Here is a 21389-nt window from a genome sequence, read left to right as displayed (position 1 = left end):
CGTCTACGCTGAGAACATGACTGGACTTCGTTGGGGAATCCTCGCGACCGGCGGCATCGCCGGCGCCTTCGCATCCGATCTGCGCACGGCGGGACTCGATCTCGTCGCCGTGGGCTCGCGTTCGCAGGAATCGGCGGATGCGTTCGCCGCCCGCTTCGACATCGCACACGCGCACCCGTCGTACGAGGCCCTCGTCGCCGACCCCGACATCGACATCGTGTACGTCTCGACGCCGCACCCGATGCACCACGAGAACGCGAAGCTCGCGCTCGAGGCCGGCAAGCACGTGCTCGTCGAGAAGGCGTTCACACTGAACAGCCAGGAGGCGGAGGACCTGCAGCGCCTCGCATCCGAACGCGGGCTCCTCGTCATGGAGGCGATGTGGACCCGGTACCTGCCCCACATGGTGCGCATCCGCGAGATCATCGCGGCCGGCACGCTCGGCGAGATCCGTGCCGTCACCGCCGACCACACGCAGTCCCTCCCGACCGATCCCTCGCACCGCCTCAACGACCTCGAGCTCGGCGGTGGAGCGTTGCTCGATCTCGGGATCTACCCGATCTCGTTCATCTGGGACGTGCTCGGCGCACCGACGACCGTGACCGCCGTCGGGCGGCTCGTCGAGACGGGTGCCGACGCCGAGGTCGCCACCATCATGACCCACGAGGGCGGCGCGATCTCGACGAGTCTGTCGTCGTCACGGGCCGCCGGGCCGAACACGGCGAGCATCGTGGGCACCCGGGCCCGGATCGACATCGACCACGTCTGGTACACGCCGACGACCTTCCGCGTGATCCTCCCCGACGGCTCGGTGACCGAGGAGTACGTCTCCGACGTCGCGGGTCGGGGCATGCAGTACCAGGCCCAGGCGGCCGAGCGGCTCGTGCGCGACGGCATCCTCGAGGGCGACGTCCTGCCGGTCGCCGAAAGCGTCGCGATCATGGGCACTCTCGACGAGATCCGCACGCAGATCGGGGTGCGCTACCCGAGGGAAGGGGCGGCCAATGGCTGAGGCCACCGACGCCCGCGTGGCGGTCTACCTGGACTTCGACAACATCGTCATCTCCTGGTACGACCGCGTGCACGGTCGCAACGCGTACGGCAAAGACCGCCAGCGCATCTCCGAGAATCCCGACGATCCGGATGTCGCGGAGCGCCTCGCGCGAGCGATGATCGAGGTCGGCGCCATCATCGACTACGCGGCCTCTTTCGGCACCCTCGTTCTCACCCGCGCATACGCAGACTGGTCGTCGCCGGTCAACGCCGAGTACCGCTCGCAGCTCGTCGCCCGTGCGGTCGACCTCGTGCAGCTCTTCCCCGCGGCCGCGTACGCCAAGAACGGCGCCGACATCCGCCTCGCGGTGGATGCCGTGGAAGACATGTTCCGCCTCCCCGATCTCACGCACGTGGTCATCGTCGCCGGAGACAGCGACTACGTCCCGCTCGCACAGCGCTGCAAGCGGCTGGGGCGCTATGTGATCGGCGTCGGGGTCGCGGGGTCGACCGCGAAGTCGCTCGCCGCAGCCTGCGATGAGTTCGAAGCCTACGATTCCCTTCCCGGCGTCGTGCGCCCGTCGAAGTCGCCCGCCGCACCCGAGCTGCCGGAGACCGTGCCGGAGCCCGCGGTCGAACCGGCTGCGAAGACGAAGTCGCGTCAGCCGGCGAAGTCCGCGAAGCAGAGGTCGGCCGCCGCCCCGGCGAAGGTCGATGAGAAGGACGAGGCCGACGAGAAGGACGAGGCCGACGAGAAGGACGAGGCGACGGAGCTGCTGCAGCGGGCCCTGCGCCTCGGCCACGACAAGGCGGACGCGGACGAGTGGCTGCACAGCTCGGCCGTGAAGACGCACATGCGCCGCATGGACCCGTCGTTCAGCGAGAAGGCTCTGGGCTACCGGTCTTTCTCCGACTTCCTGAAGTCGCGAGACGACATCGCCGAGCTGGAGGAGACGGGACACGAGCGGCTCGTGCGCCTGCGCGAGCGATGATCCGAGGGGCCGGCCCCGAGCGTCACTGATTGCGGAACGCGGCGTCGAACGATGCCGTGGGCCTCGGCCACAGCAACGACCGGACGAACGCGAGCGCCTCGGGCGCCCCGTGCAGCCGGTCCATCCCTGCGTCCTCCCATTCGATCGAGATCGGCCCCGGGTATCCGACCGCGTCGAGCGCGCGGAATGCGTCCTCCCACGGGACATCCCCGTGACCGGTCGATACGAAGTCCCAGCCGCGCCGGGGGTCGCCCCAGGGCAGGTGCGACCCCAGCACGCCCGCGCGACCGTTCCGAGGACGCATACGGGTGTCCTTGCAGTCGACGTGGTAGATCCGGTCGGCGAAATCGACGATGAATCCGACAGGGTCGATGTTCTGCCACATCATGTGTGAGGGGTCCCAGTTGAACCCGAACGCCTCGCGATGCTCGATCGCCTCGAGGGCGCGCACCGAGCTCCAGTAGTCGTAGGCGATCTCGCCGGGGTGCACCTCGTGCGCGAAGCGCACCCCCTCACCGTCGAACACGTCGAGGATCGGGGTCCACCGCGCGGCGAAATCGTCGAAGCCGGCCTCGATCACCGCCGCATCGACCGGCGGGAACATCGCCACGTACGGCCAGATCGACGACCCGGTGAACCCGACGACCGTGTCTGCGCCGAGCTTGCGGGCCACGCGGGCGGCGCGCTTCATGTCGTCGGCCGCGCGCCCGCGCACACCCTCCTCGTCGCCGTCGCCCCACACGTAGTCGCGGAGGATCGCGCGATGCCGGAAGTCGATGGGCGCGTCGCACACCGCCTGCCCTGCGAGATGGTTCGAGATCGCGAAGACCTGCAGCCCGTGCCGGTCGAGGATCTCCCGGCGGGAGGCGACATAGGCGTCGTCCTCGTCGGCGCGGCGCAGATCGAGGTGGTCGCCGGACGCCGCGATCTCCAGTCCGTCATACCCCCACGAGGCGGCGAGACGCGCCACCTCCTCGAACGGCAGGTCGGCCCACTGCCCGGTGAACAGCGTGACGGGATGAGTGCTCATGCATGCTCCAATGCGCGAAGGGCGGCGATGCTGCGGGCGGCGAGCTCGTCCTGGCTCGATGCCAGCGGACGCCACACCGAAGCGGCGACGGCGATCGTCGCGTTCTCCCCGGTGAAGCTCTCGAGGCCGAGAGCTCCGGTGTAGCCGGCGTCGTCGAGCGCGCGCAGGATCTCCGGCCAGTCGGTGTGGTCGTCGCCGACGGCGCCCCGGTCGCTCCCGCACACCTGGACGTGTGCGATCGCGGAGCCGGCGGTGCGGATGGCGTCGGGCGGACGCTTCTCCTCGATGTTCAGGTGGTATGTGTCCAGCGCCAGCCCGACGCCCTCACCGAGCAGCGGAGACAGGGCGTCGAGGCTCTGCTCCACCGTGTTCAGGATGCTGGTCTCATAGCGGTTCAGGGGCTCGACGGCCAGTGTGATGCCGGATTCCGCCGCCTCGGCCGCGAGGGGCGCGAGACTTCCCCGCAGCTCGGCGATCGCTCCGGCGCGCTCGTCGGCGTCCATGCGCCACGTGACACCGGTGGGTGCGTAGAAGGGCCCGGCGACGACGCGCGATCCGACGGTGCGGGCGGTCTCGAGGCAAGCGCGCAGATAGTCCTGCGTCGCCGCGACATCGCCCGCCTTCGCGACGAGCGAGCGCCCCGGACCCATCGCACCGACCACGATCGCGCCGAGGCCGAGCTCGTCCAGCAGGTCGCGGGTGCGCTGGGGGTGCCAGTCTCCGACCGTCTCGAGCGGAAGCTCCAGGGCCTCGTACCCCAGGTCGCGGGCCTTGCGGGCGAGCGGTCCGATCGTCGCATCGGTGAGCGGCGACGTCCACACCCAGGTGTTGACGGCGATCGTGCGCGGCATCCTTCTCCTTCGAATCATGCCGAGCGATTCGTCTCGCTCCGCTCGCTCAACGACCGAGCCGGAACCCGGCCGTTGAGCGAGGAGCGAAGCGACGAGACGAAACGCGTCCGGTCGGATCAGGGGATCTGACGTTCCTGCCAGACCGTCGGGTAGCCCGGCAGATCCTCGCCGCCGAACTTGGCGTAGTGCCCGTCGGGCATGCCGTCGTTCGCCTCGAGGTAGTCATCGAGCTCCGCCTCGGTGATGGGCTTCTGCGGCAGGACCCACTCCTTCGGCACCTCCTGGCCCGCGAAGATCATCTGCGCGGCGAGCAGCGGGGTGCGCCATTGGAAGTTCGAGTACACGGGCGCGAGGCCCGTGAGTCCCGTCTCCTTCCACTTGCGCAGGAAGCTCATCTCATCCTCGCCGGTCATGACCGGGTAGTCGGCACCGGCATCCTCGAAGGCCTCGATGGCGGCGACGGCGCCGTCACCGGCATCCATCCAGATCCCGTCCACATCGCCCTTGGCCAGCTCGTCGCTGATGATGCTCTTGATCTCGGCCGGGTCGGCGCCCGTGAAGTAGTCGACCGCCTCGATGCCGGCCTCGTCGAAGAGCTTCTGCGCGCCGGCCCACCGGTGCTCGAGAACGTCGACGCCGGGGAGGATGCGCAGCGCCACGACCTTGTCGCCCTCCTCGAGATTGTCGATGAGGAACTCCGCGGTGTCGATGCCCCACGCGAATCCGCCGATGGGATGGATGAACGTCACCGGGCAATCGGTCTCGACGCCGCGGTCGAACACGATGACGGGCTTGCCCGTCTCACACGCCCTCTCGACGGCCGGAGTCATCGCGGCCGTGCTGTTCGGGGAGATGAGGAACACGTCGCAATCGCCCTCGGAGATGAAGTAGTCGATGTCCGCGATCTGCGTGTCATCGGAGTCCTGCGCGTCGCGCGTCTCCATCTCGCTGATCGCTCCGGCCTCCTGCAGGGCCTTCAGCTGCTCGTTCATCGTGATCCAGCCCGTCTGCCGCCAGGGGTTGGAGATCGAGGCGTTCGCGAAGCAGGCCTTCTTCGGACCGGCGCTCGCGAAGCTCGACGTGTCGACCATCTCGGCGTTGATGTGCTGCAGGTACGGCTGGTCGGCGGGCCCCTGCGGCTCGACGTCGCGCTCGGCGAACTGCTTGTCGTACAGCTCCTGGTCGAACCATTCCGCCGTCTCGGCCGACTCGTCTGGACTGTCGGACTCGGCCGGCGCGACGGACGGGTCGGTGGTGCACCCGGCGAGCGCGATGAGGCCGAAGAGAGCCACCCCTGCGGTGGCGATCTTCATCGATCGTCGCATTGCTATTCTCCTCTGGTTTCTGTGGTGCCCCCGGAGGCGAGGGCCGGTGATGCGGACTGTCGAGACGGGTCATCGAGCACGGGTTCCGTCTCCTTCCCCTGGTCGGGAGAAGTGTGGGGTCCGCGCCGTCGTCGGGCGCGGAAGGCGACCGCCGAGTAGGCGACGGCCGCGATGATGATGACGCCCTGGACGGCGTCGCGGAGCGTCGACGGCACCCCGGCGATGTTCAGCAGCAGGAAGAGGGCTTCGAGGGCGAAAGCGCCGGTGGCGGCGGCCACGATCCAGCCCCGCCCGCCCCCGAGCACGACTCCGCCGAGCACGACGGCGGTGATCGCCACGAACTCGTAGCCGCGGCCGACCGAGGGGTGCACGCCCGCGTATCCGACGAGGAGCACCGCCGAGACGGTCGCCGACAGCGACGAGATCACGAACGCCCGCGTGGTCACCCAGGCGCGGCGGGCGCCGGCGTAGTCGACCGCTCGTGCGTTGTCGCCGATCGCGATGAGCGTCTTGCCGAGCGGGCGCTTGGTGATCCAGATGCCCAGGGCGAGCCATCCGGCGAGGATGAACACCGCCCACGGGACGAACTCCAGCACCGGGACGTCGCGGATGCCGCCGCGGCCGATCTCGCGGAAGCTGTCGGCGGGATTGCCGGTCGCCGCCCCGCCGGTCCACCACATCACTCCGCCGAGCAGGGCCAGCATCATGCCGAGGGTGACGATGAAGGACGGCACCTTCAGCAGCGTCGTCAGCACGCCGTTCACGAGACCCACGACGACGCCCACGACGATCATGAGCAGCAGCACAGGGACGGTGCGGGAGTCGTCCTGGCCGACCAGATTGCCGGCGATGATGACCTGCGCGGTGATCAGCGACCCCTGCGAGAGGTCGAATTCTCCGGCGATGATCACGAAGTACTGGCCGATCGCGACGATGCCGATCGGGGCGACGCGCTGGATGAAACGCATCAGTTGACCCGGTTCGGCGAAGCTCGGGTTCAGGATCATGACCGACACCAGAAGCAGCACGAGAAGCAGGAAGACGGCGCCGCGGGGGCTCACCAGGGTGCGCAGGACATTCACGACCGCTCTCCTTCCGTCGCGGTGCCGAGATGCGTCGTCGCTCGCGGGTCGGAGAGCTGCGCGGCGGCCGCCGCCATCTCCGGCGCAGCCGCGGCTGCGGCGTCGTCTCCTCCGGTGCGGGTGCCGCCCGAGCCGAACCTCGGGCGACGGCTGACGATCGCACGGCGGCTGTACACCGCGACCGCGGCGACGATCACGACGCCGCGGACGACGTCCTTGAGGAAGGGGTTCACCTGCATGACGCTCATCACGTTGTCGACGACCGCGAGGATCGCGACGCCGCCGATCGACCCCCAGATCGAACCGCGCCCGCCGAGCAGCAGCGTGCCGCCGAGGACGACCGCGGCGATCGAGAGCAGCGCATAGCCGCCCTGCTGACCGACGGTGGGACTGCCGACGCCGAGGCGGCTGGCGAGCAGCAGCCCTGCGAGGCCGGCGAACACCGAGCACAGCACGTGCGCCGCGATGAGCGGCGGTCGGGTGCGCACTCCGGAGAGTCGCGCGATCTCGGGGTCGCCGCCCACGGCGAAGAGGTGCGCGCCCGTGCGCGTGCGGTCCAGCAGGAACCAGACCAGCACGGCCAGCAGGATCATGATGATGGTCGACACCGGGATCGGTCCGAGCCCGGTCGCTCCGATCAGCTGGAACTCCCACGGCACCGTGCCGGCGGTCCCCTCGAAGTTCGTGTTGAGGATGCCCTGGAGGATCAGGCCCACCCCGAGCGTGGCGATGAACCCGTTCACGCGCAGCACCGTGACGATGAGGCCGTTGACGAGGCCGATCCCCGCACACACGACGAGGGTCACGGCGACGGCCGCGGGGATGTTCGCGGGATTGCCGTTCATGGTCGTCGCGGCGATGAGGCTCGAGAGGCTGATCACGTACGTCACCGAGAGGTCGAGCGAGGCGCCGAGGATCACGAGCGTCTGCCCGATCGCGACGAGACCCAGCACGCTCATGCCGGTGAGGATGTCGCGGATGTTCCCCGGGCTGAGGAAGTTGCGCCCGACGGTGGCGACGAGGATCGCGCCGACGATCAGGGTGAGGATGAGGATGCCGAGGACGATGATCGTCGAGTCGATGCGCAGGCGCTTCATCGTGCGTCTCCCTCGTCGGTCGGGGCGGTTCGGCCGGGCGGAGTCGCACCCGTCGCCGCTCCGAGGATCACGTGCTCGGGGGAACCCGCCGGCAGCTCGGCGACGAGCTCGCCGTCGTGCATCACGAGGATGCGATCGCTCATGCCGATCACTTCGGGCAGCTCGCTGGACACCATCAGCACCGCCGTGCCCTGCGCGGCCAGTTCGCGCATGAGTCGGTAGACCGCCAGCTTGGCACCGACATCGATGCCCCTGGTCGGCTCGTCGAAGAGAACGACCTGTGGCCGCGTGAGCAGCCATTTCGCGAGCACGACCTTCTGCTGGTTGCCGCCGGAGAGGAATCGCGTCTCCTGACCGACGCCCCGGGAGCTGATCTCCAGCGAGCTCAGGATGCCGGGCACCTCGCGCCGCGCAGCACCCGTCCGACCGGCGAAGACACTGCGGACCACCAGGAGCGTGTTGTCGAGCACGGATTGCCCGAGCGCGAGCCCCTGCGCCTTGCGATCCTCGGAGACGAGGGCGAGACCGGCGCGCACGGCAGCGCGAGCGCTCGTGATGCGCACCTCACGGCCGTCGACGCGCGTGCGCCCCCGGACGAACGGCTCGACACCGAAGACGCCCTCGACGAGCTCGGTGCGCCCGGAGCCCTGCAGCCCGGCGATGCCGACGATTTCACCCGCGCGCAACCTGAGATTCACGCCGTCGACGAAGGAGTTCCCGCATCCGTCGAGCTCGAGCCGCGCGTCGCCGACCGTGGTCCCCTCGATCGGGTCCGGGAAGTACGACTGGATCGACCGGCCGACCATCCGCCGGACGAGCTCGTCGGTCGTGAGGTCGGCCGCGGCATCCGTCGAGACCAGCGCGCCGTCCTTGAGGATGGTGATCCGATCGCAGAGGTCGAAGATCTCCTTCAACCGGTGCGAGACGTAGATCACTGCGACACCGCGCGCAGTGAGACGCCGGATGATCGCGTACAGCAGCTCGACCTCGCGGTCGCTGAGCGCCGCGGTGGGCTCGTCCATCGAGATGACCCGGGCGTCGAACGACAGCGCCTTCACGATCTCGACGATCTGCTGCTCCGCGACGGTGAGCGAGCCCACGCGCGCCTGCGCGTCGATGAACGAGACGCCGAGGTCGGCGAGCAGCTCGTCGGTGCGGGCGTTCATGGCCTTCCGGTCGACGAATCCGGAGCGGCGCGGCTCCCGGCCGAGGTAGACGTTCTGCGCCACCGTGCGCTCGGGCAGCAGTGTGAACTCCTGGAAGACCGTGACGATCCCCTCGTCCATGGCCTGCCGGGGGTGGGTGTGCCGCACCTCCTGGCCCCGGTACCGAACGATGCCCTCGTCGGCGGGCTGCACGCCGGCGATGATCTTCATGAGCGTCGATTTACCGGCACCGTTCTCGCCGACCAGGCCGTGGACCTCGCCGGGGCGCAGGTCGAAGTCGATGCCCTTCAGCACGTCGACGCCGAAGAACGACTTGCGGATGCCGCTGACGGCGAGCACCGCATCGGTGGTGAGCGTGGTCATTCGGGGATCTCCGTCCATCGTCCGTCGTCGGCCGCCGAGGCGAGCACCGCCTCCGTCAGCACCGCGGCTCGCCAGCCGTCCTCGAAGGTCGGCAGGCCCTCGGGGCGGGCTCCGCCGATCGCCGCGTGGACGTCGGCGATGAAGGCGTTGAATGCGTCCTGATAGCCCATGGGGTGTCCCGCGGGGACGCGCTGGAGCCGCGCGGAGTCGGGCGATGCCGTGGCGGGGTCGCGCAGCAGCACCATCGAGCCCTCCCTGCCGCCGATCCACAGCTCCTCCGGCCGCTCCTGCTCGAAGCGGAGGGCCTGACGCGAGCCGTGCAGTTCGAGCGTCAGTGCGTTCTTGCGCCCCGGTGCCATCTGCGAGACGAGCAGCGTGCCCAGCGCCCCGGAGGTCGTCTCGACGAGCACCGCCGCGATGTCCTCGGTGTCGACGGCCACTCCCCCTCGCTCGGCGAAGACCCGACGCGTGCGCGCGCTCAAGGACCGGATGCGCTCGCCCGTGACGAACTCGATGAGGTCGCAGAGGTGCGATCCGATGTCGGCGAATGCCCTCGAGGCTCCTCCCGCGTCGGAACGGGCGCGCCAGTCGTCGTCCGTCGGCAGCAGCATCCAGTCCTGCAGGTACGAGCAGTCGAGGGTGAGCAGCTCGCCGGCGTCTCCCGCGGCGATGCGCGCTCTGGCCTCGCGGATCATCGGGTGATAGCGGTAGACGAACGGCACGGCTGCGACGAGCCTCTCCGCTGCTGCGGCATCCGCGAGTCGCCGAGCGTCGTGCGCCGTGGTGGCCAGCGGCTTCTCGCAGACGACGTGCTTGCCCGCGGCGAGCGCGCGCGCCGCGAGGTCGACGTGAGTCGCGTTCGGGGTGCACACGTGCACCACGTCGATGTCTGCCGCGCCGAAGAGGGATGCCGCATCCGGCTCGGCCCGCGATGCGCCCAGCGCGTCGGCCGCGTCGCGCCCGGTGGCGACCGACCTGGTCGCCACGGCTCTCACCTCGCCCCCGGCGTCCCGGGTGGCGGTGCGATGCACGCGCGCCATGAACCCCCCGCCGAGGATGCCGGCTCGGAGCGTCCCGAGACCGGTGTCAGTGACAGCCGTTGTCATGCCGGTGAGTCTGACACAGCGAGGACCACTTTTGCTAGCGCTTTGTCAAAAGTTCTTTGTAACGAAACTGAAGTTCTCCGAGGAACGACATGAAGCCTGTGGTTTACTGACGCAATGAGTGACGTGCTGCGGGCCGGGTCGGCGACGAGCCCCGGCGCCGGGGAGATCTTTCAGATCCTTCGGGACGGCCAGGCCAGAACAAAGGCCGAACTCGCCGCGCTCACCGGACTCGCGCGGTCCACTGTGGCGCTCCGCATCGACGCACTGCTCGCCTCGGGACTGCTGCAGGCGGCCGGGGAGGCAGTGTCGACGGGCGGCCGCCCCCCGGCGCGTGTCGCCTTCAACGCACGTGCGGGAGTCGTGCTCGCCGTCGATCTCGGCGCCACCCATGCCACGGTCGCCGTGGCCGATCTCGCCGGCGTGATCCTCGAGTCGCGCACCCGCGCGGTCGACATCGCCGACGGGCCCGAGCGTCTGCTCGACGAGATCCTCGCCGGTGGCTCTGCGCTGCTGCAGGAGAACACCGCACAGGGCCTTCCCCTGCTCGGCGTCGGCATCGGCGTCCCCGGCCCCGTCGAGCACTCCAGCGGACGGCCTACGAATCCCCCGATCATGCCCGGCTGGGATCGCTTCGACGTCCCGGGCTACGTGCAGCGCACCTTCGACGTACCGGTACTGGTCGACAACGACGTCAACATCCTCGCCCTCGGTGAGCATGCCACCACGTGGCCTCACATCGACGACCTCGTCTTCGTCAAGGTGTCGACCGGCATCGGGGCGGGCATCATCGCGGGCGGCGCCCTGCAGCGCGGTGCGCAGGGCTCGGCAGGAGACATGGGGCACGTCCAGGTACCGCGATCGGCGGCGTCGAACCGCGAGCGGGAGGACGAGCGCGACCTCGAAGCCCTCGCCAGCGGGTCGGCGCTCGCCCGCTCGCTGCGGGAGGCCGGCCTCGACGCGAAGGGCCCGGGCGACGTGATCGATCTCGTTCGCGCGGGCGACCCGGTGGCGATCGAAGCCACCCGTCAAGCCGGCCGCGACGTCGGCGAGGTGCTCGCGACCGTCGTCAACCTGCTCAATCCGTCGATCATCGTGCTCGGCGGCAGCATCGCGAGGGCCGGGGAACATCTTCTGGCCGGTGTCCGCGAGGTGGTCTACCGCCGCTCGATCCCGCTGGCGACCCAGCACCTGTCGATCGTGCAGTCCCAGGCGGGCGACCGTGCGGCTGTCTTGGGTGCCGCGATCATGGTCGCGCACGAGGTGCTGTCGCCCGCCCGCGTCGATCGCCATCTGGCAGCGCGGCCTCGCTAGGCTGAGGGCGTGACCGCGCAGGACGCTTCGACATCTCCGTACGAGCGTGCTCTGGGCTCCCGGATCTCCGAGCTCCATCCGAAGACCGCGTGGTACTTCCGCACGATTCCGGACGGGCACGTCGGCGTCGGCACCGGCGTGTTCACGACCGCCGGATCACGGATCGCCTGGGTGCGGCCCCTGTTCCGGATCGCGGAGGCCCTCGGCGTCGCCTTCGCGGGGTGGGAGCGCGACGTCCCGTTCCGCATCGAGAATCGCACCGCCGACGGACGGGCCCTTGCGACCCGGTGGTTCGAGCTGCCCGGCCGCACGTGGGTGATGCCGGACGTCGTGGAGCTCACCCCTGACGGGATACTCCGCAACGAGATCGGTCCGCACCGCACCGTCGTCACCACCTTCGACATCGACGTGCGCGACGAGGCCGTCGTCCTGACGATTCGACGCGTCGGACTGCGCCTCGGCGCTCTGCGGCTCTCGGTCCCCCGGTTCCTCAGCCCGCGGATCGGACTCGTCGAGCGCTGGGACGAGGAGCGCGAGCGGCACCACGTCTCCATGACCATCGACGCCCCGGTGCTCGGGCGCGTCTACGAGTACGTCGGATTCTTCGAGTACGCGATCGAGAGCGAGACCCCGTGACGACACCCTCACCCTCCGCCGCCGGCCGCGTCGTGATCGGCGGCTCCACCGGGTTCATGGGACGCCATCTCGTGCCGCGCTTCGAGGCGGCGGGCCGAGAGGTCGTGACCATCTCTCGATCGGGTGCGGACCTCCGCTGGGACGATCAGGACGGGATCGACGCCGCCGTCGACGGCGCGACCCTGGTCATCGGCCTCGCCGGCAAGAGCGTGAACTGCCGGTACACCCCCGAGAACCGCGCGGCCATCTTCCGCTCGCGCCTCGACACCACGGCCGCGATCTCGGGCGCGATCGCCAGGGCAGCCGAGCCCCCCGCCCTCTGGGTGAACTCTTCGACGGCGACGATCTACCGGCACGCGGAGGACCGCCCGATGACGGAGTCCACGGGCGAGATCGGCACCGGCTTCTCCGTCGAGGTGGCGAAGGCCTGGGAGCGCGCGCTCTTCACGGACGATCTGCCCGGCACGCGGCGCGTCGCCCTGCGCAGCGCGATCGTGCTCGGTCACGGCGGCGTACTCGGCCCGCTGAAGAACCTCGCCCGCCTGGGCATGGGCGGCGCCCAGTGGGACGGCCGCTGGCCGATCAGCCGCGCCCGGCGCGCGGCGGGCACGGGCCACGAGTTCGGAGCCCGCCGCGGTCGACAGCGTTTCAGCTGGGTGCACGTGGAGGACGTGGCCCGCATCATCGACTTCCTCGAGGAGACTCCGTCGATCGACGGCCCGGTGAACGCCGCCGCCCCGAACCCGGTCGACAACACGACCTTCATGGCGACGGTCCGCCGGGTCCTCGGAGTCCCGTTCGGTCCGCCGATGCCGCGGTGGATGCTGGAACTCGGCGCGATCGGCATCCGCACCGAGACGGAGCTCATCCTCAAGAGCCGGTGGGTGGTCCCGGAGAAGCTCGACGCTGCCGGCTTCTCCTTCTCCTACCCGACGCTGGAGCCGGCCATCAGGGAGTCGTTCGACCTGGCGGCCGAACGGGGCTAGCTCGCGGACTTCTCCGTGCCGTTCGTCGCGTCGCCGCCCTCGCGACGGCGCTTCTCGATCTCCGCGCGCAGCCGCCACTCCTCGATCTCGCGGTCGAGGTCGGCGATCTGCTCCTCCGTCGACCGGTTGTCGACGGGACGCATCGGCACCGGATCGACCCTGGTGGGCGCGGTCCGGGAAGCGGGCCGCATCCGCGGGATCCGCAGACCCGCCTCCGAATACTCCCGACCGATCGCGAACCACAGCAGGCTGCCGATGAGCGGCAGCAGGATGACGATGATGATCCACGCCATCTTCGGCAGGAAGCGGACCTGCGAGTCCTCGCGCCGGATGATGTCGACCAGCGCGCCGACCATCAGCGCGATGACGAGGAGCGAGAACAGGAACGGCATGTGTTCAGGGTAGACGACCGGGGCGCGCCGCGCGCGGGCTAGGGAAGCACGTGACCTGCGGCGCGGAACAGCTCGTACCACTCGGCCCGCGTCAGCTCGACGTCGGCGCCGGCCGCGGCATCGCGCACCCGCTGCGGCATCGTGGTGCCGAGCACCACCTGCATCTTCGCCGGATGCCGGGTGATCCACGCCGTCGCGATCGCGATCGGCTCGACGCCGTGCGCCGCCGCGAGGCGATCGATGACGGCGTTGAGCTCGGCGTACTCGGGGTTGCCCAGGAACACGCCCGTGAAGAATCCGCCCTGGAACGGCGACCACGCCTGGATCGTGATGCCGTTGATACGGCAGTACTCGACGATGCCGCCGCCGTCGCGCACGACGCTCTGATCCTCACCCGCCATGTTCGCGGCGATGGGCTGAGCGATGATGGGGGCGTGCGTGATCGAGAGCTGCAGCTGGTTCGCGACCAGAGGCTGGGAGACCGCCGTGCGCAGCAGGTCGATCTGCCTCGGGGTATGGTTCGAGACGCCGAAGGCGCGCACCTTGCCCGATGACTCGAGCTCGTCGAACGCCCTGGCGACCTCCTCGGGCTCGACGAGCGCGTCGGGCCGGTGCAGCAGCAGGACGTCGATGCGGTCGGTGCTCAGCGCTGCCAGAGATCCGTCGACCTGCCGGATGATGTGCTCGTACGAGAAGTCGAACATGCCCTGCTTCGGCACGATGCCGCACTTCGTCTGCAGCACGATCTCGTCGCGCTCCGACGGGCTCAGTCCGAGCGCGGAGGCGAACCGTTCCTCGCAGAAGTGCATGCTGCCGCCGTAGATGTCGGCGTGGTCGAAGAAGTCGATGCCGGAGCCGCGCGCGGTCTCGTACAACTCTCGGATCTGGGCGTCGCTCTTGTCGTTGATGCGCATCATCCCGGCGACGACGGCGGGAGCGGTGGACTGTCCGAAGGGTACGGTCTTCATGCGTCCACGCTAGCGCGGCATGCCGCAGCGCGGGTGACTCCGCAGCAGGTCAGCCGGAGGGCGGAGCGGGCACCAGGCGCGCGGGTGACACCGCGAGCGCGTCGGCGATCGCCGCGAGCTCTGCGACCGTGAGATCGCGTCCACCCGCCAGCGACGCCTCAACGTCCCGGTGACTCAGGCCTGACCGTTCTGCCAGCCAGACCGAGTCTCGTCCCGTTCTCCCCAGTTCGGAGATGACCGCGGACGCCACCAGACGCCTCACTTCTGTCGTCATGCGTCGACACTATCGCCGCATATGGAGCGCGAACAATATCCACCGCACCGATATGACGGCATCCTGGCCTCAGGCCGGTGCTATCGTGACTCGCGTGAAGACACCGGCCGAGTCGTTCAATGCCGCAGTGGGGAGCCAGCTGCGCGCTGAGATCGCCGCCAAGGGCAGCAGTATTGCAGCGATGGCGCGAAAGATCGGGTACGCGCGCAGCGCGCTCGACAACTACGTCACGGGCAAACGAGCGATCCCCGTTCCCGTCGTCTATGCCGTCGGCGCAGCGCTCGGAGTCGCACCCCATGTCATCCTGTCGCGCGCTGAAGAGCGCCTGGCCACCGAGAGCGACCGCTCCGGTGCGGTGATCCCGTTCCCCTCGCGCCTCGATGTCCCCGGTCGCCGACAGAATGACGCAGAAGTCGCGTTCGACTCGCCCCTCACCCACGACGCCGACACCGACGACCTGTACGACTGACGCCCACGACGAGAGGAGCCCCGTGGATCAGCTCCTGCACCTCGTGGAGACCCACGGTCTGCACCTCGTCGAGCGCCCCGGGCGCTCCTGCGGCGGATACGAGCCGCACTCGGCCACCATCCGGGTCGCCCCGGGAATGAGTGCGCGCACGACGCGCAGCGTGATCGCCCACGAACTCGGCCACGCGATGCTCGGCCATGAGCACACGCACGACCCGACCGAGCGTGCGAGGCAGGAACGGCGCGCGGACGAGTGGGCCGCGCGGCTGCTCATCACCCCCGGCGCCTACGCCGAGGCGGAAGCGGCCCGCGACGGGCATGCCGCGAGCATCGCCTTCGACCTCGGCGTCACCGTCGACCTGGTGCTCGCATACCGGCGTCTGCTCCGTCGCGTGGGCGACGTCACCTACGTCGAACCGCGACTGGGACGCGGGCAGTGGGCGCACCGCGTCGTCTCCGCGTGACGGACGGCGCCCTCAGCGCTGATTGAATGGCGGCATGACGTTCACCACCACGCCCGCACCTGTCACACTCACCGGCGATCTCGTCGAACTGCGCCCGCTCGAGCGGTCGCACCATGACGGACTGCTCGAAGCTCTCACCGAGGGCGATCTCTGGAAGCGCGCGTGGTACACCTCGGTTCCCTCACCCGACGGTCTCGCTGCGGAGATCGACCGTCGCCTCGGGCTGCTCTCGACCGGAGAGATGATCCCCTTCACGGCGTTCGATGCGTCGGGGAGGATCCTCGGCCTCACGACCTTCTACGACATCGTCGCCGACGTCCCGCGACTGCACATCGGCTACACCTGGAACCGACCGTCGGCCCACGGCACCGGCACGAACGCGGAGTCCAAACTGCTGCTGCTGCGCCACGCCTTCGAGGATCTCGGGGTATTCCGCGTCGGGCTCACCACGCAGTGGGTGAACTTCCAGTCCCGAGCCGCGATCGAACGCCTGGGTGCGAAGCAGGACGGCGTGATGCGCGCGATGAGCCGCTACCGCAACGGCGCCCTGCGCGACAGCGTCGAGTACTCCATCATCGAGCCGGAATGGCCCGCGGTGCGGGCGAACCTGGAGGCGAGACTCGCCGCCAGAGCCTGATCACTCGGTGGCGTTGCCCGACCAGTTGTCGTCGCGGCGCGTGGCCGACCCGCGCTGGCGCATCACGAACGCCAGCGACAGGCAGATGATGAGGATGCCGGCCGCGAAGACGACGCCCTGGAAGTCGGGGAGCACCTGCGCGAGGCCCAGGAGCCAGATCCCTCCGAGGAAGAGGACCAGGAAGAAGATGAAGCTGAGGATCACGGGGGCTCCTGTCGTTGCGGGCGTCATCAAGGATACCGCCGACAGCGCACTCCGCCCGCCGCATCCCGATCCGGAACGTCGCTAGCGCACGTCCTGCGACTCCGAAACCCCCTTGGCCGCCGACGAGTCCGGTGGTTTCGTTCCTGTCATGAGCGCACACCCCACGGCCATCGCCATCTCCTGCACCCTCAAGCCTTCCCCCTCCGAATCGAGCTCCGACCTCCTGGCCTCGCAGATCCTCGCCGCTCTCTCCGAGCACGGCGTCGACGGGCAGCTCGTCCGGGCAGTGGACTACACGCTGAGTCCCGGTGTCGAGGCCGACATGGGCGGCGACGATGAATGGCCCGAGCTCCGCCGCAGGGTGCTCGACGCCGACATCCTCGTCTTCGTGACGCCGACCTGGATGGGTCAGCACTCGAGCGTCGCGCAGCGAGTCCTCGAGCGTCTGGACGCCGAACTCAGCGAGACGGACGACGACGGCCGGCCGATCCTGTTCGACAAGGTCGCGGTCGCAGGCGTCGTCGGCAACGAGGACGGCGCGCACCACATCGCCGCGATCCTCTTCCAGGGTCTCAACGACGTCGGATACACGATCGCCGCGCAGGGGTCGGTGTACTGGAACGGCGAGGCGATGCAGGGAGTGGACTACAAGGACCTCTCCGAGACCCCGGAGAAGGTCGCCTCGGCCATGGCGACCGCGGCACGCAATGCCGCACACCTCGCCTCAGCGCTGAAGGCGCAGAGCTTCCCCGCCGAGTAGGCGTTCAGGAAGGCGTCTTCGCCGCTTCGACGCGCCCCCAGTCGTCGATGACCAGCTCGCCCGAGGCATTGAGCGCCTGCATGACCTCTTCGACGCGGCGCTTCTCGATGTGCTGCGGCTCGGATGCTGTGAAGAGGAACTGCAGCGGGATGGCGGGATGGATCCACACGGTCACCCGGCCGGGGTCGCCCCCCTCGGCGGGGCGCCACGTCATCATGAAGCTCTCCTGCCTGCGCAGTTTCGTCCCGACGATGACCTTCAGGACCGCGAGCGTCTCGTCGTCGATGTGGATCGGCTCGGACGTGCCGTCGTACCGCAGTCTTCCCATGAGTGAACCGTACCCCGGTGGGGCACCGTCCGCGTGCATCGCCGGGAACTCTGCCGGAGCCGCTCGGGAGAAGCGGATGAAGTGCGTCTGCCATGATCCTCTCGCGCGCCGCGCGTGTACACCCCCTGTGCGGCGGCGTTGCACCGTGCGAGCGTGGGCGTCCGACATCGAGGAGGAACCACCGATGGGACGATTCACGTACGACGGCGGACCGAGGGTCGAGATCGAGGATCGCGCGCTCACGCACCTGCAGCTCGTGATGACGGCGAAGCTGCGTCGCGGCGAGGCCTTCCCCTTCAGCTGGCGCGAGGACGTGAGCGTGGGCGGCGGGCGCACCACGGTGTGGGTGCATCCGGCGAGCTCACTCGTCTTCAAGTTCTTCGGGAGCCGCGCCCCCGACCTCAACCGGCACTGGATGCATGACCTCGCCGTGACGGCAGCGCAGCCTGCCGGACTGTACCTCACGCCCGAGCCGCTGCGCGGGGATCCGACATGGGGCAACGAGGAGAACCCGTTGCTGGTCTGACGGCAGTAGCGTTGAGCCATGAGCGCTCCCGTCGATCCGACAGTCACGTCCGCCTGGTCCGAGCTCCGCGCGCTGCGCGAGACCTTCTCCCCCGATCTCCGCGGCTGGTTCGCGGAGGACCCGACCCGCGCCGACCGCCTCTCGTTCCCGCTCGCCGACCTGCACGTCGACCTGTCGAAGAACCTCGTCACCGATGAGGTGCTGGCGGCTCTGCTACGGCTCGCCGAGGAGACCGGCGTCGCCGACCGGTACGCCGCGATGCTCTCCGGGGCGCACCTGAACACCTCCGAGGATCGTGCCGTGCTGCACACGGCGCTCCGACGTCCCGCCGAAGCTGAGCCGACGCTTCTCGTCGACGGACAGGACGTCGACGCCGATGTGCAGTCGGTGCTGGAGTCGCTCTCCGCCTTCGCCACGCGCGTGCGCGCGGGCGAGTGGCTCGGCGTCACGGGCAAGAAGGTCACCCACGTCGTCAACATCGGCATCGGCGGGTCGGATCTCGGCCCGGTCATGGTCTACGAGGCCCTGAAGCCGTACGCCGACGCCGGCATCGAGGCGCGGTTCGTCTCGAACATCGACCCGACGGACCTGGCGCAGAAGACCGCCGACCTCGACCCGGAGACGACGCTGTTCATCGTGGCGTCGAAGACGTTCACGACGCTCGAGACACTCACCAACGCACGCCTGGCGCGACAGTGGCTGTGGAGCGGGCTCGCGGCATCCGGTGCCATCGCTGATTCGGACGACGCGCGCACCGACGCCGTGGCGCACCACTTCGTGGCCGTGTCGACGGCTCTCGACAAGGTCGCCGACTTCGGCATCGATCCGGTCAACGCGTTCGGCTTCTGGGACTGGGTGGGCGGCCGCTACTCCGTCGACTCCGCGATCGGCCTCTCCCTGGCCGTCGTGCTGGGCCCCGACGTGTTCCGGGATCTGCTCGCCGGCTTCCACGCGGTCGACGAGCACGTCCGCACGACGCCGCTCGAGCGCAACGTGCCCGTGCTGATGGGGCTTCTGAACGTCTGGTACAACAACTTCCACGGCGCGCAGTCGCACGCCGTGCTCCCCTACGCGCAGCAGCTCAACCGCTTCCCCGCCTACCTGCAGCAGCTCACGATGGAGTCGAACGGCAAGTCCGTGCGCTGGGACGGCTCCCCCGTCACCACCGATACCGGCGAGGTCTTCTGGGGAGAGCCGGGCACGAACGGGCAGCACGCCTTCTACCAGCTCATCCACCAGGGCACTCGGCTCATCCCCGCCGACTTCATCGCTTTCGTGAACCCCGCCTATCCGCTCAGCGACGGCGCGCAAGATGTGCACGAGCTGTTCCTCGCGAACTTCCTCGCGCAGACCAAGGCGCTCGCGTTCGGCAAGACAGCCGACGAAGTCGAAGCGGAGGGCACCACGGGCGCACTCGTCGCCGCGCGGACCTTCGCGGGCAACCGTCCGACGACGTCGATCTTCGCGCCGGCGCTCACGCCGCAGGTGCTGGGGCAGCTCATCGCGCTGTACGAGCACATCACGTTCACGCAGGGCACGATCTGGGGCATCAACTCCTTCGACCAGTGGGGCGTCGAGCTGGGCAAGCAGCTCGCCATGCAGATCGCCCCCGCGATCGGCGGAGACGAGGAGGCCGTGGCCGCCCAAGACCCGTCGACGAAGGCGCTCCTGGAGTACTACCGGTCGCACCGCGGCTAGGACGGGGCCCCGTCAGGGGCGCCGGCGCACGAGGAACGACCCCCGGACCGACGCCGCGTCGACGACGCGGCCGTTCTGGACGACGTCGACGAGTCCGGCGGCGGCGAGTCGACGCGCCGCGCGACGCGCGGGCTCTCGAAGCGTGTGCTCGGCGTTCGCGGCGTCGGACGGATCGATCGCCGCCTTCGGGGCTCGCTGTGCGAGCAGGCTGAGGATGCTGCGTTCGAGCTCGCGGTCCCGCGGAGTGATCTTGCGCGATCGGCACGCGGCAGAGCAGTACCTGACCTCGTCCCAGACCTCGGCCCAGGACGCACGCCACCGCATCTCGCGACCGCAGGACGCGCAGATCTTCGTCTGGTCCTGTACGCGCATGCTGCCCAGAGTACGCGCACGGGCCCGCGCCGCGGCATCCCGTCGTACGCTGGTGCCATGCATGACGTGGTCGTGATCGGGGCAGGACTCGCGGGGCTGCGCTGCGCGGGGCTGCTCGCAGAACGAGGACTCGACGTGGTCGTGATCGAGGCGGGCGACGCCGTCGGCGGACGCGAGCGCACCGACATCGTCGACGGCTTTCGGCTCGACCGCGGATTCCACGTGCTCAATCCGGCGTACCCGGCGCTGCGCCGCAGCGTGGACCTCGGAGCACTGTCGATGGGCCGATTCCCCGTGGGCGTGCGGGTGCGCACGGAAGACGGCATCGCCGAGCTGGCGCATCCGGTGAGGCATCCGCTCTCGATCCCGACGACGCTCGGCAGCGGCCTCGTCAGTGCTGCGGATGCCGTCGCGCTCGCGCGCTGGGCGGCACCCGCGCTGGCGCTTCCGCTGTCGCGGCTCGCCCAAGACGACGTCTCGTTGAGCGAGGGATGGGATGCCGCGGGACTGCGCGGCCCACTGCGCACTGCCGTGCTCGAGCCGTTCCTCGCCGGAGTGCTGGCGGAGGACCGCGGCGCGACGTCGAACGCGTTCGTCCGACTGCTCGCGAGCTACTTCGCGTTCGGGCGGCCCGGACTCCCCGCCCAGGGGATCGCCGCCGTGCCAGAGCAGCTCGCCGCGCGCGCACGAACCGCCGGTGCCGAGATCCGTCTCCAGACCCGCGCCGAGAGGATGACGGCGTCCGGTGACGGCGTCGAGGTGGGCATCGAGGGCGGCGACACCGTGCGTGCAGCCCGCGTCGTCATCGCTGTCGGGGCGGATGCCGTGGCCGGTCTCACCGGCCTGCAGCGACCGGCGACGAACGGCCTCCAGACATGGTGGTTCGCCACCGAAGAGCCGCCGACGCGCTCGGCGCTGCTCACGATCGATGGTCGGCGGCGGGGACCGGTCGTGAACACCGTCGTGATGACGCACACGGTGCCGTCGTACGCACCGGCCGGGCGGCACCTCGTCGCCGCGACGTGCCTCTTGCCTCGCGACGGTGAAGCGGCGGAGGAGAGCGAGGTGCGCCGTCACCTCGGAGAGATCTGGGGCGCCGACGTGACTGCCTGGGATCTGCTGCGGCGGGACGACATCGCTGACGCCCTGCCGGCCCAGCCCGCGCCGCTGCGCCCTGCACGGGCTCCGCGGCACGCGGAGCGGATCTTCCTCGCCGGCGATCACCGCGACACGGCGTCGATCCAGGGCGCCCTCGCCTCCGGCGAGCGCGCCGCACGGGCGGTGCTCGGTGACGCACGAAGCTCGCCGGACGTCAACGGGCCTTGAGGACGACGAAGGGCCGGATGCGGCAGCATCCGGC

General features: G+C 69.7%; 25 protein-coding genes. 12 read left to right on the top strand and 13 right to left on the bottom strand.

Annotation, left to right across the window (positions count from 1 at the left end):
- The first annotated feature begins 16 nt into the window (after window positions 1-16).
- Together M3195_RS10680 and M3195_RS10675 are read left to right on the top strand one after the other, a co-directional pair.
- Window positions 17-1012, top strand: a complete 996-nt coding sequence (locus tag M3195_RS10680; protein ID WP_251587292.1) for a Gfo/Idh/MocA family protein — start codon at window positions 17-19, stop codon at window positions 1010-1012.
- Window positions 1005-1985 carry an NYN domain-containing protein gene (locus M3195_RS10675; protein WP_251587291.1) on the top strand — a complete coding sequence of 327 codons (981 nt, stop codon included), beginning with the start codon at window positions 1005-1007 and terminating at the stop codon, window positions 1983-1985. Before M3195_RS10680 ends, M3195_RS10675 begins: the two co-directional genes overlap by 8 nt.
- A 22-nt stretch (window positions 1986-2007) precedes the next feature.
- On the opposite strand, the gene M3195_RS10670 is transcribed toward M3195_RS10675, so the two are convergent.
- The 7 genes from M3195_RS10670 to M3195_RS10640 form a co-directional block, all read right to left on the bottom strand.
- A complete protein-coding gene (locus M3195_RS10670; protein WP_251587290.1) occupies window positions 2008-3015 on the bottom strand; it encodes a sugar phosphate isomerase/epimerase family protein in 1008 nt (335 codons plus the stop codon).
- Window positions 3012-3866: a sugar phosphate isomerase/epimerase family protein gene (locus M3195_RS10665; RefSeq protein ID WP_251587289.1), complete on the bottom strand. Its 855-nt coding sequence runs from the start codon at window positions 3864-3866 to the stop codon at window positions 3012-3014. The genes M3195_RS10670 and M3195_RS10665 overlap by 4 nt, the downstream gene beginning before the upstream one ends.
- Before the next feature lie 116 nt (window positions 3867-3982).
- A complete protein-coding gene (locus M3195_RS10660; RefSeq protein WP_374209319.1) occupies window positions 3983-5179 on the bottom strand; it encodes a substrate-binding domain-containing protein in 1197 nt (398 codons plus the stop codon).
- Between the two features lie 14 nt (window positions 5180-5193).
- The gene (locus M3195_RS10655; protein ID WP_251587286.1) at window positions 5194-6273 is read right to left on the bottom strand and encodes an ABC transporter permease; all 1080 of its coding nucleotides are present in this window, start codon (window positions 6271-6273) and stop codon (window positions 5194-5196) included.
- Complete coding sequence (locus M3195_RS10650) at window positions 6270-7370, bottom strand: ABC transporter permease (RefSeq protein ID WP_251587285.1); 1101 nt, start codon at window positions 7368-7370, stop codon at window positions 6270-6272. The genes M3195_RS10655 and M3195_RS10650 overlap by 4 nt, the downstream gene beginning before the upstream one ends.
- Window positions 7367-8899 (bottom strand): sugar ABC transporter ATP-binding protein, encoded by a 1533-nt coding sequence (locus M3195_RS10645; protein ID WP_251587284.1) that lies wholly within the window; start codon window positions 8897-8899, stop codon window positions 7367-7369. The genes M3195_RS10650 and M3195_RS10645 overlap by 4 nt, the downstream gene beginning before the upstream one ends.
- On the bottom strand, window positions 8896-10005 hold the full coding sequence (locus M3195_RS10640) for a Gfo/Idh/MocA family protein (protein WP_251587283.1): 1110 nt from the start codon (window positions 10003-10005) through the stop codon (window positions 8896-8898). Before M3195_RS10640 ends, M3195_RS10645 begins: the two co-directional genes overlap by 4 nt.
- Window positions 10006-10119: 114 nt before the next feature.
- Here M3195_RS10640 and M3195_RS10635 point away from each other — a divergent pair, with 114 nt between their 5' ends.
- Genes M3195_RS10635 through M3195_RS10625 form a run of 3 tightly spaced genes read left to right on the top strand, consistent with a single transcriptional unit; the run spans window position 10120 to window position 12938 of the window.
- Window positions 10120-11316, top strand: a complete 1197-nt coding sequence (locus tag M3195_RS10635; protein WP_251587282.1) for an ROK family transcriptional regulator — start codon at window positions 10120-10122, stop codon at window positions 11314-11316.
- A 9-nt stretch (window positions 11317-11325) separates the two neighbouring features.
- Entirely contained in the window at window positions 11326-11952 is a 627-nt protein-coding gene (locus tag M3195_RS10630) for a DUF4166 domain-containing protein (protein ID WP_251587281.1), read from the top strand.
- Complete coding sequence (locus M3195_RS10625; protein WP_308211581.1) at window positions 11949-12938, top strand: epimerase; 990 nt, start codon at window positions 11949-11951, stop codon at window positions 12936-12938. Before M3195_RS10630 ends, M3195_RS10625 begins: the two co-directional genes overlap by 4 nt.
- Here the strand turns inward: M3195_RS10625 and M3195_RS10620 are convergent.
- From M3195_RS10620 to M3195_RS10610, 3 genes are read right to left on the bottom strand one after another with little or no spacing between them, the layout of a single operon-like run.
- Window positions 12935-13330, bottom strand: coding sequence for a PLDc N-terminal domain-containing protein (locus M3195_RS10620; RefSeq protein ID WP_251587280.1), 396 nt, complete (start codon window positions 13328-13330; stop codon window positions 12935-12937). The genes M3195_RS10625 and M3195_RS10620 overlap by 4 nt on opposite strands.
- Before the next feature lie 38 nt (window positions 13331-13368).
- Window positions 13369-14298: an aldo/keto reductase gene (locus tag M3195_RS10615; protein WP_251587278.1), complete on the bottom strand. Its 930-nt coding sequence runs from the start codon at window positions 14296-14298 to the stop codon at window positions 13369-13371.
- Window positions 14299-14347: 49 nt separating this feature from the next.
- Window positions 14348-14572, bottom strand: a complete 225-nt coding sequence (locus tag M3195_RS10610) for a helix-turn-helix domain-containing protein (protein WP_251587277.1) — start codon at window positions 14570-14572, stop codon at window positions 14348-14350.
- Between the two features lie 94 nt (window positions 14573-14666).
- Here M3195_RS10610 and M3195_RS10605 point away from each other — a divergent pair, with 94 nt between their 5' ends.
- Genes M3195_RS10605 through M3195_RS10595 form a run of 3 tightly spaced genes read left to right on the top strand, consistent with a single transcriptional unit; the run spans window position 14667 to window position 16141 of the window.
- Window positions 14667-15041 carry a helix-turn-helix domain-containing protein gene (locus M3195_RS10605; protein WP_251587276.1) on the top strand — a complete coding sequence of 125 codons (375 nt, stop codon included), beginning with the start codon at window positions 14667-14669 and terminating at the stop codon, window positions 15039-15041.
- 22 nt (window positions 15042-15063) lie between these two features.
- Entirely contained in the window at window positions 15064-15504 is a 441-nt protein-coding gene (locus tag M3195_RS10600) for an ImmA/IrrE family metallo-endopeptidase (RefSeq protein ID WP_251587275.1), read from the top strand.
- A gap of 34 nt (window positions 15505-15538) precedes the next feature.
- Window positions 15539-16141 carry a GNAT family N-acetyltransferase gene (locus M3195_RS10595; protein ID WP_251587274.1) on the top strand — a complete coding sequence of 201 codons (603 nt, stop codon included), beginning with the start codon at window positions 15539-15541 and terminating at the stop codon, window positions 16139-16141.
- On the opposite strand, the gene M3195_RS10590 is transcribed toward M3195_RS10595, so the two are convergent.
- Window positions 16142-16345: a hypothetical protein gene (locus M3195_RS10590; RefSeq protein WP_251587273.1), complete on the bottom strand. Its 204-nt coding sequence runs from the start codon at window positions 16343-16345 to the stop codon at window positions 16142-16144.
- A gap of 148 nt (window positions 16346-16493) precedes the next feature.
- Between M3195_RS10590 and M3195_RS10585 the strand changes: the two genes are divergently transcribed.
- Window positions 16494-17105, top strand: a complete 612-nt coding sequence (locus M3195_RS10585; RefSeq protein WP_251587271.1) for a flavodoxin family protein — start codon at window positions 16494-16496, stop codon at window positions 17103-17105.
- A 4-nt stretch (window positions 17106-17109) separates the two neighbouring features.
- On the opposite strand, the gene M3195_RS10580 is transcribed toward M3195_RS10585, so the two are convergent.
- Window positions 17110-17433 carry a DUF7882 family protein gene (locus M3195_RS10580; protein ID WP_251587269.1) on the bottom strand — a complete coding sequence of 108 codons (324 nt, stop codon included), beginning with the start codon at window positions 17431-17433 and terminating at the stop codon, window positions 17110-17112.
- Between the two features lie 184 nt (window positions 17434-17617).
- Here M3195_RS10580 and M3195_RS10575 point away from each other — a divergent pair, with 184 nt between their 5' ends.
- Window positions 17618-17959 (top strand): DUF7882 family protein, encoded by a 342-nt coding sequence (locus M3195_RS10575; protein ID WP_251587268.1) that lies wholly within the window; start codon window positions 17618-17620, stop codon window positions 17957-17959.
- Window positions 17960-17977: 18 nt separating this feature from the next.
- Complete coding sequence (gene pgi / locus M3195_RS10570; protein ID WP_251587267.1) at window positions 17978-19657, top strand: glucose-6-phosphate isomerase; 1680 nt, start codon at window positions 17978-17980, stop codon at window positions 19655-19657.
- Between the two features lie 12 nt (window positions 19658-19669).
- Here the strand turns inward: pgi and M3195_RS10565 are convergent, their stop codons facing one another.
- Window positions 19670-20029 carry a DUF2256 and DUF3253 domain-containing protein gene (locus M3195_RS10565; protein WP_251587266.1) on the bottom strand — a complete coding sequence of 120 codons (360 nt, stop codon included), beginning with the start codon at window positions 20027-20029 and terminating at the stop codon, window positions 19670-19672.
- A 57-nt stretch (window positions 20030-20086) separates the two neighbouring features.
- On the opposite strand from M3195_RS10565, the gene M3195_RS10560 reads away from it, so the two are divergent.
- Window positions 20087-21355 carry an NAD(P)/FAD-dependent oxidoreductase gene (locus M3195_RS10560; RefSeq protein WP_251587265.1) on the top strand — a complete coding sequence of 423 codons (1269 nt, stop codon included), beginning with the start codon at window positions 20087-20089 and terminating at the stop codon, window positions 21353-21355.
- The last annotated feature ends 34 nt before the right edge of the window (window positions 21356-21389 follow it).

This window comes from Microbacterium hydrocarbonoxydans (assembly GCF_023715885.1).
GTDB classification, from domain to species: domain Bacteria; phylum Actinomycetota; class Actinomycetes; order Actinomycetales; family Microbacteriaceae; genus Microbacterium; species Microbacterium hydrocarbonoxydans_C.
The sequence above is the reverse complement of the archived record's forward strand: the minus strand, read 5'-3'. Positions and strand labels throughout refer to the sequence as shown.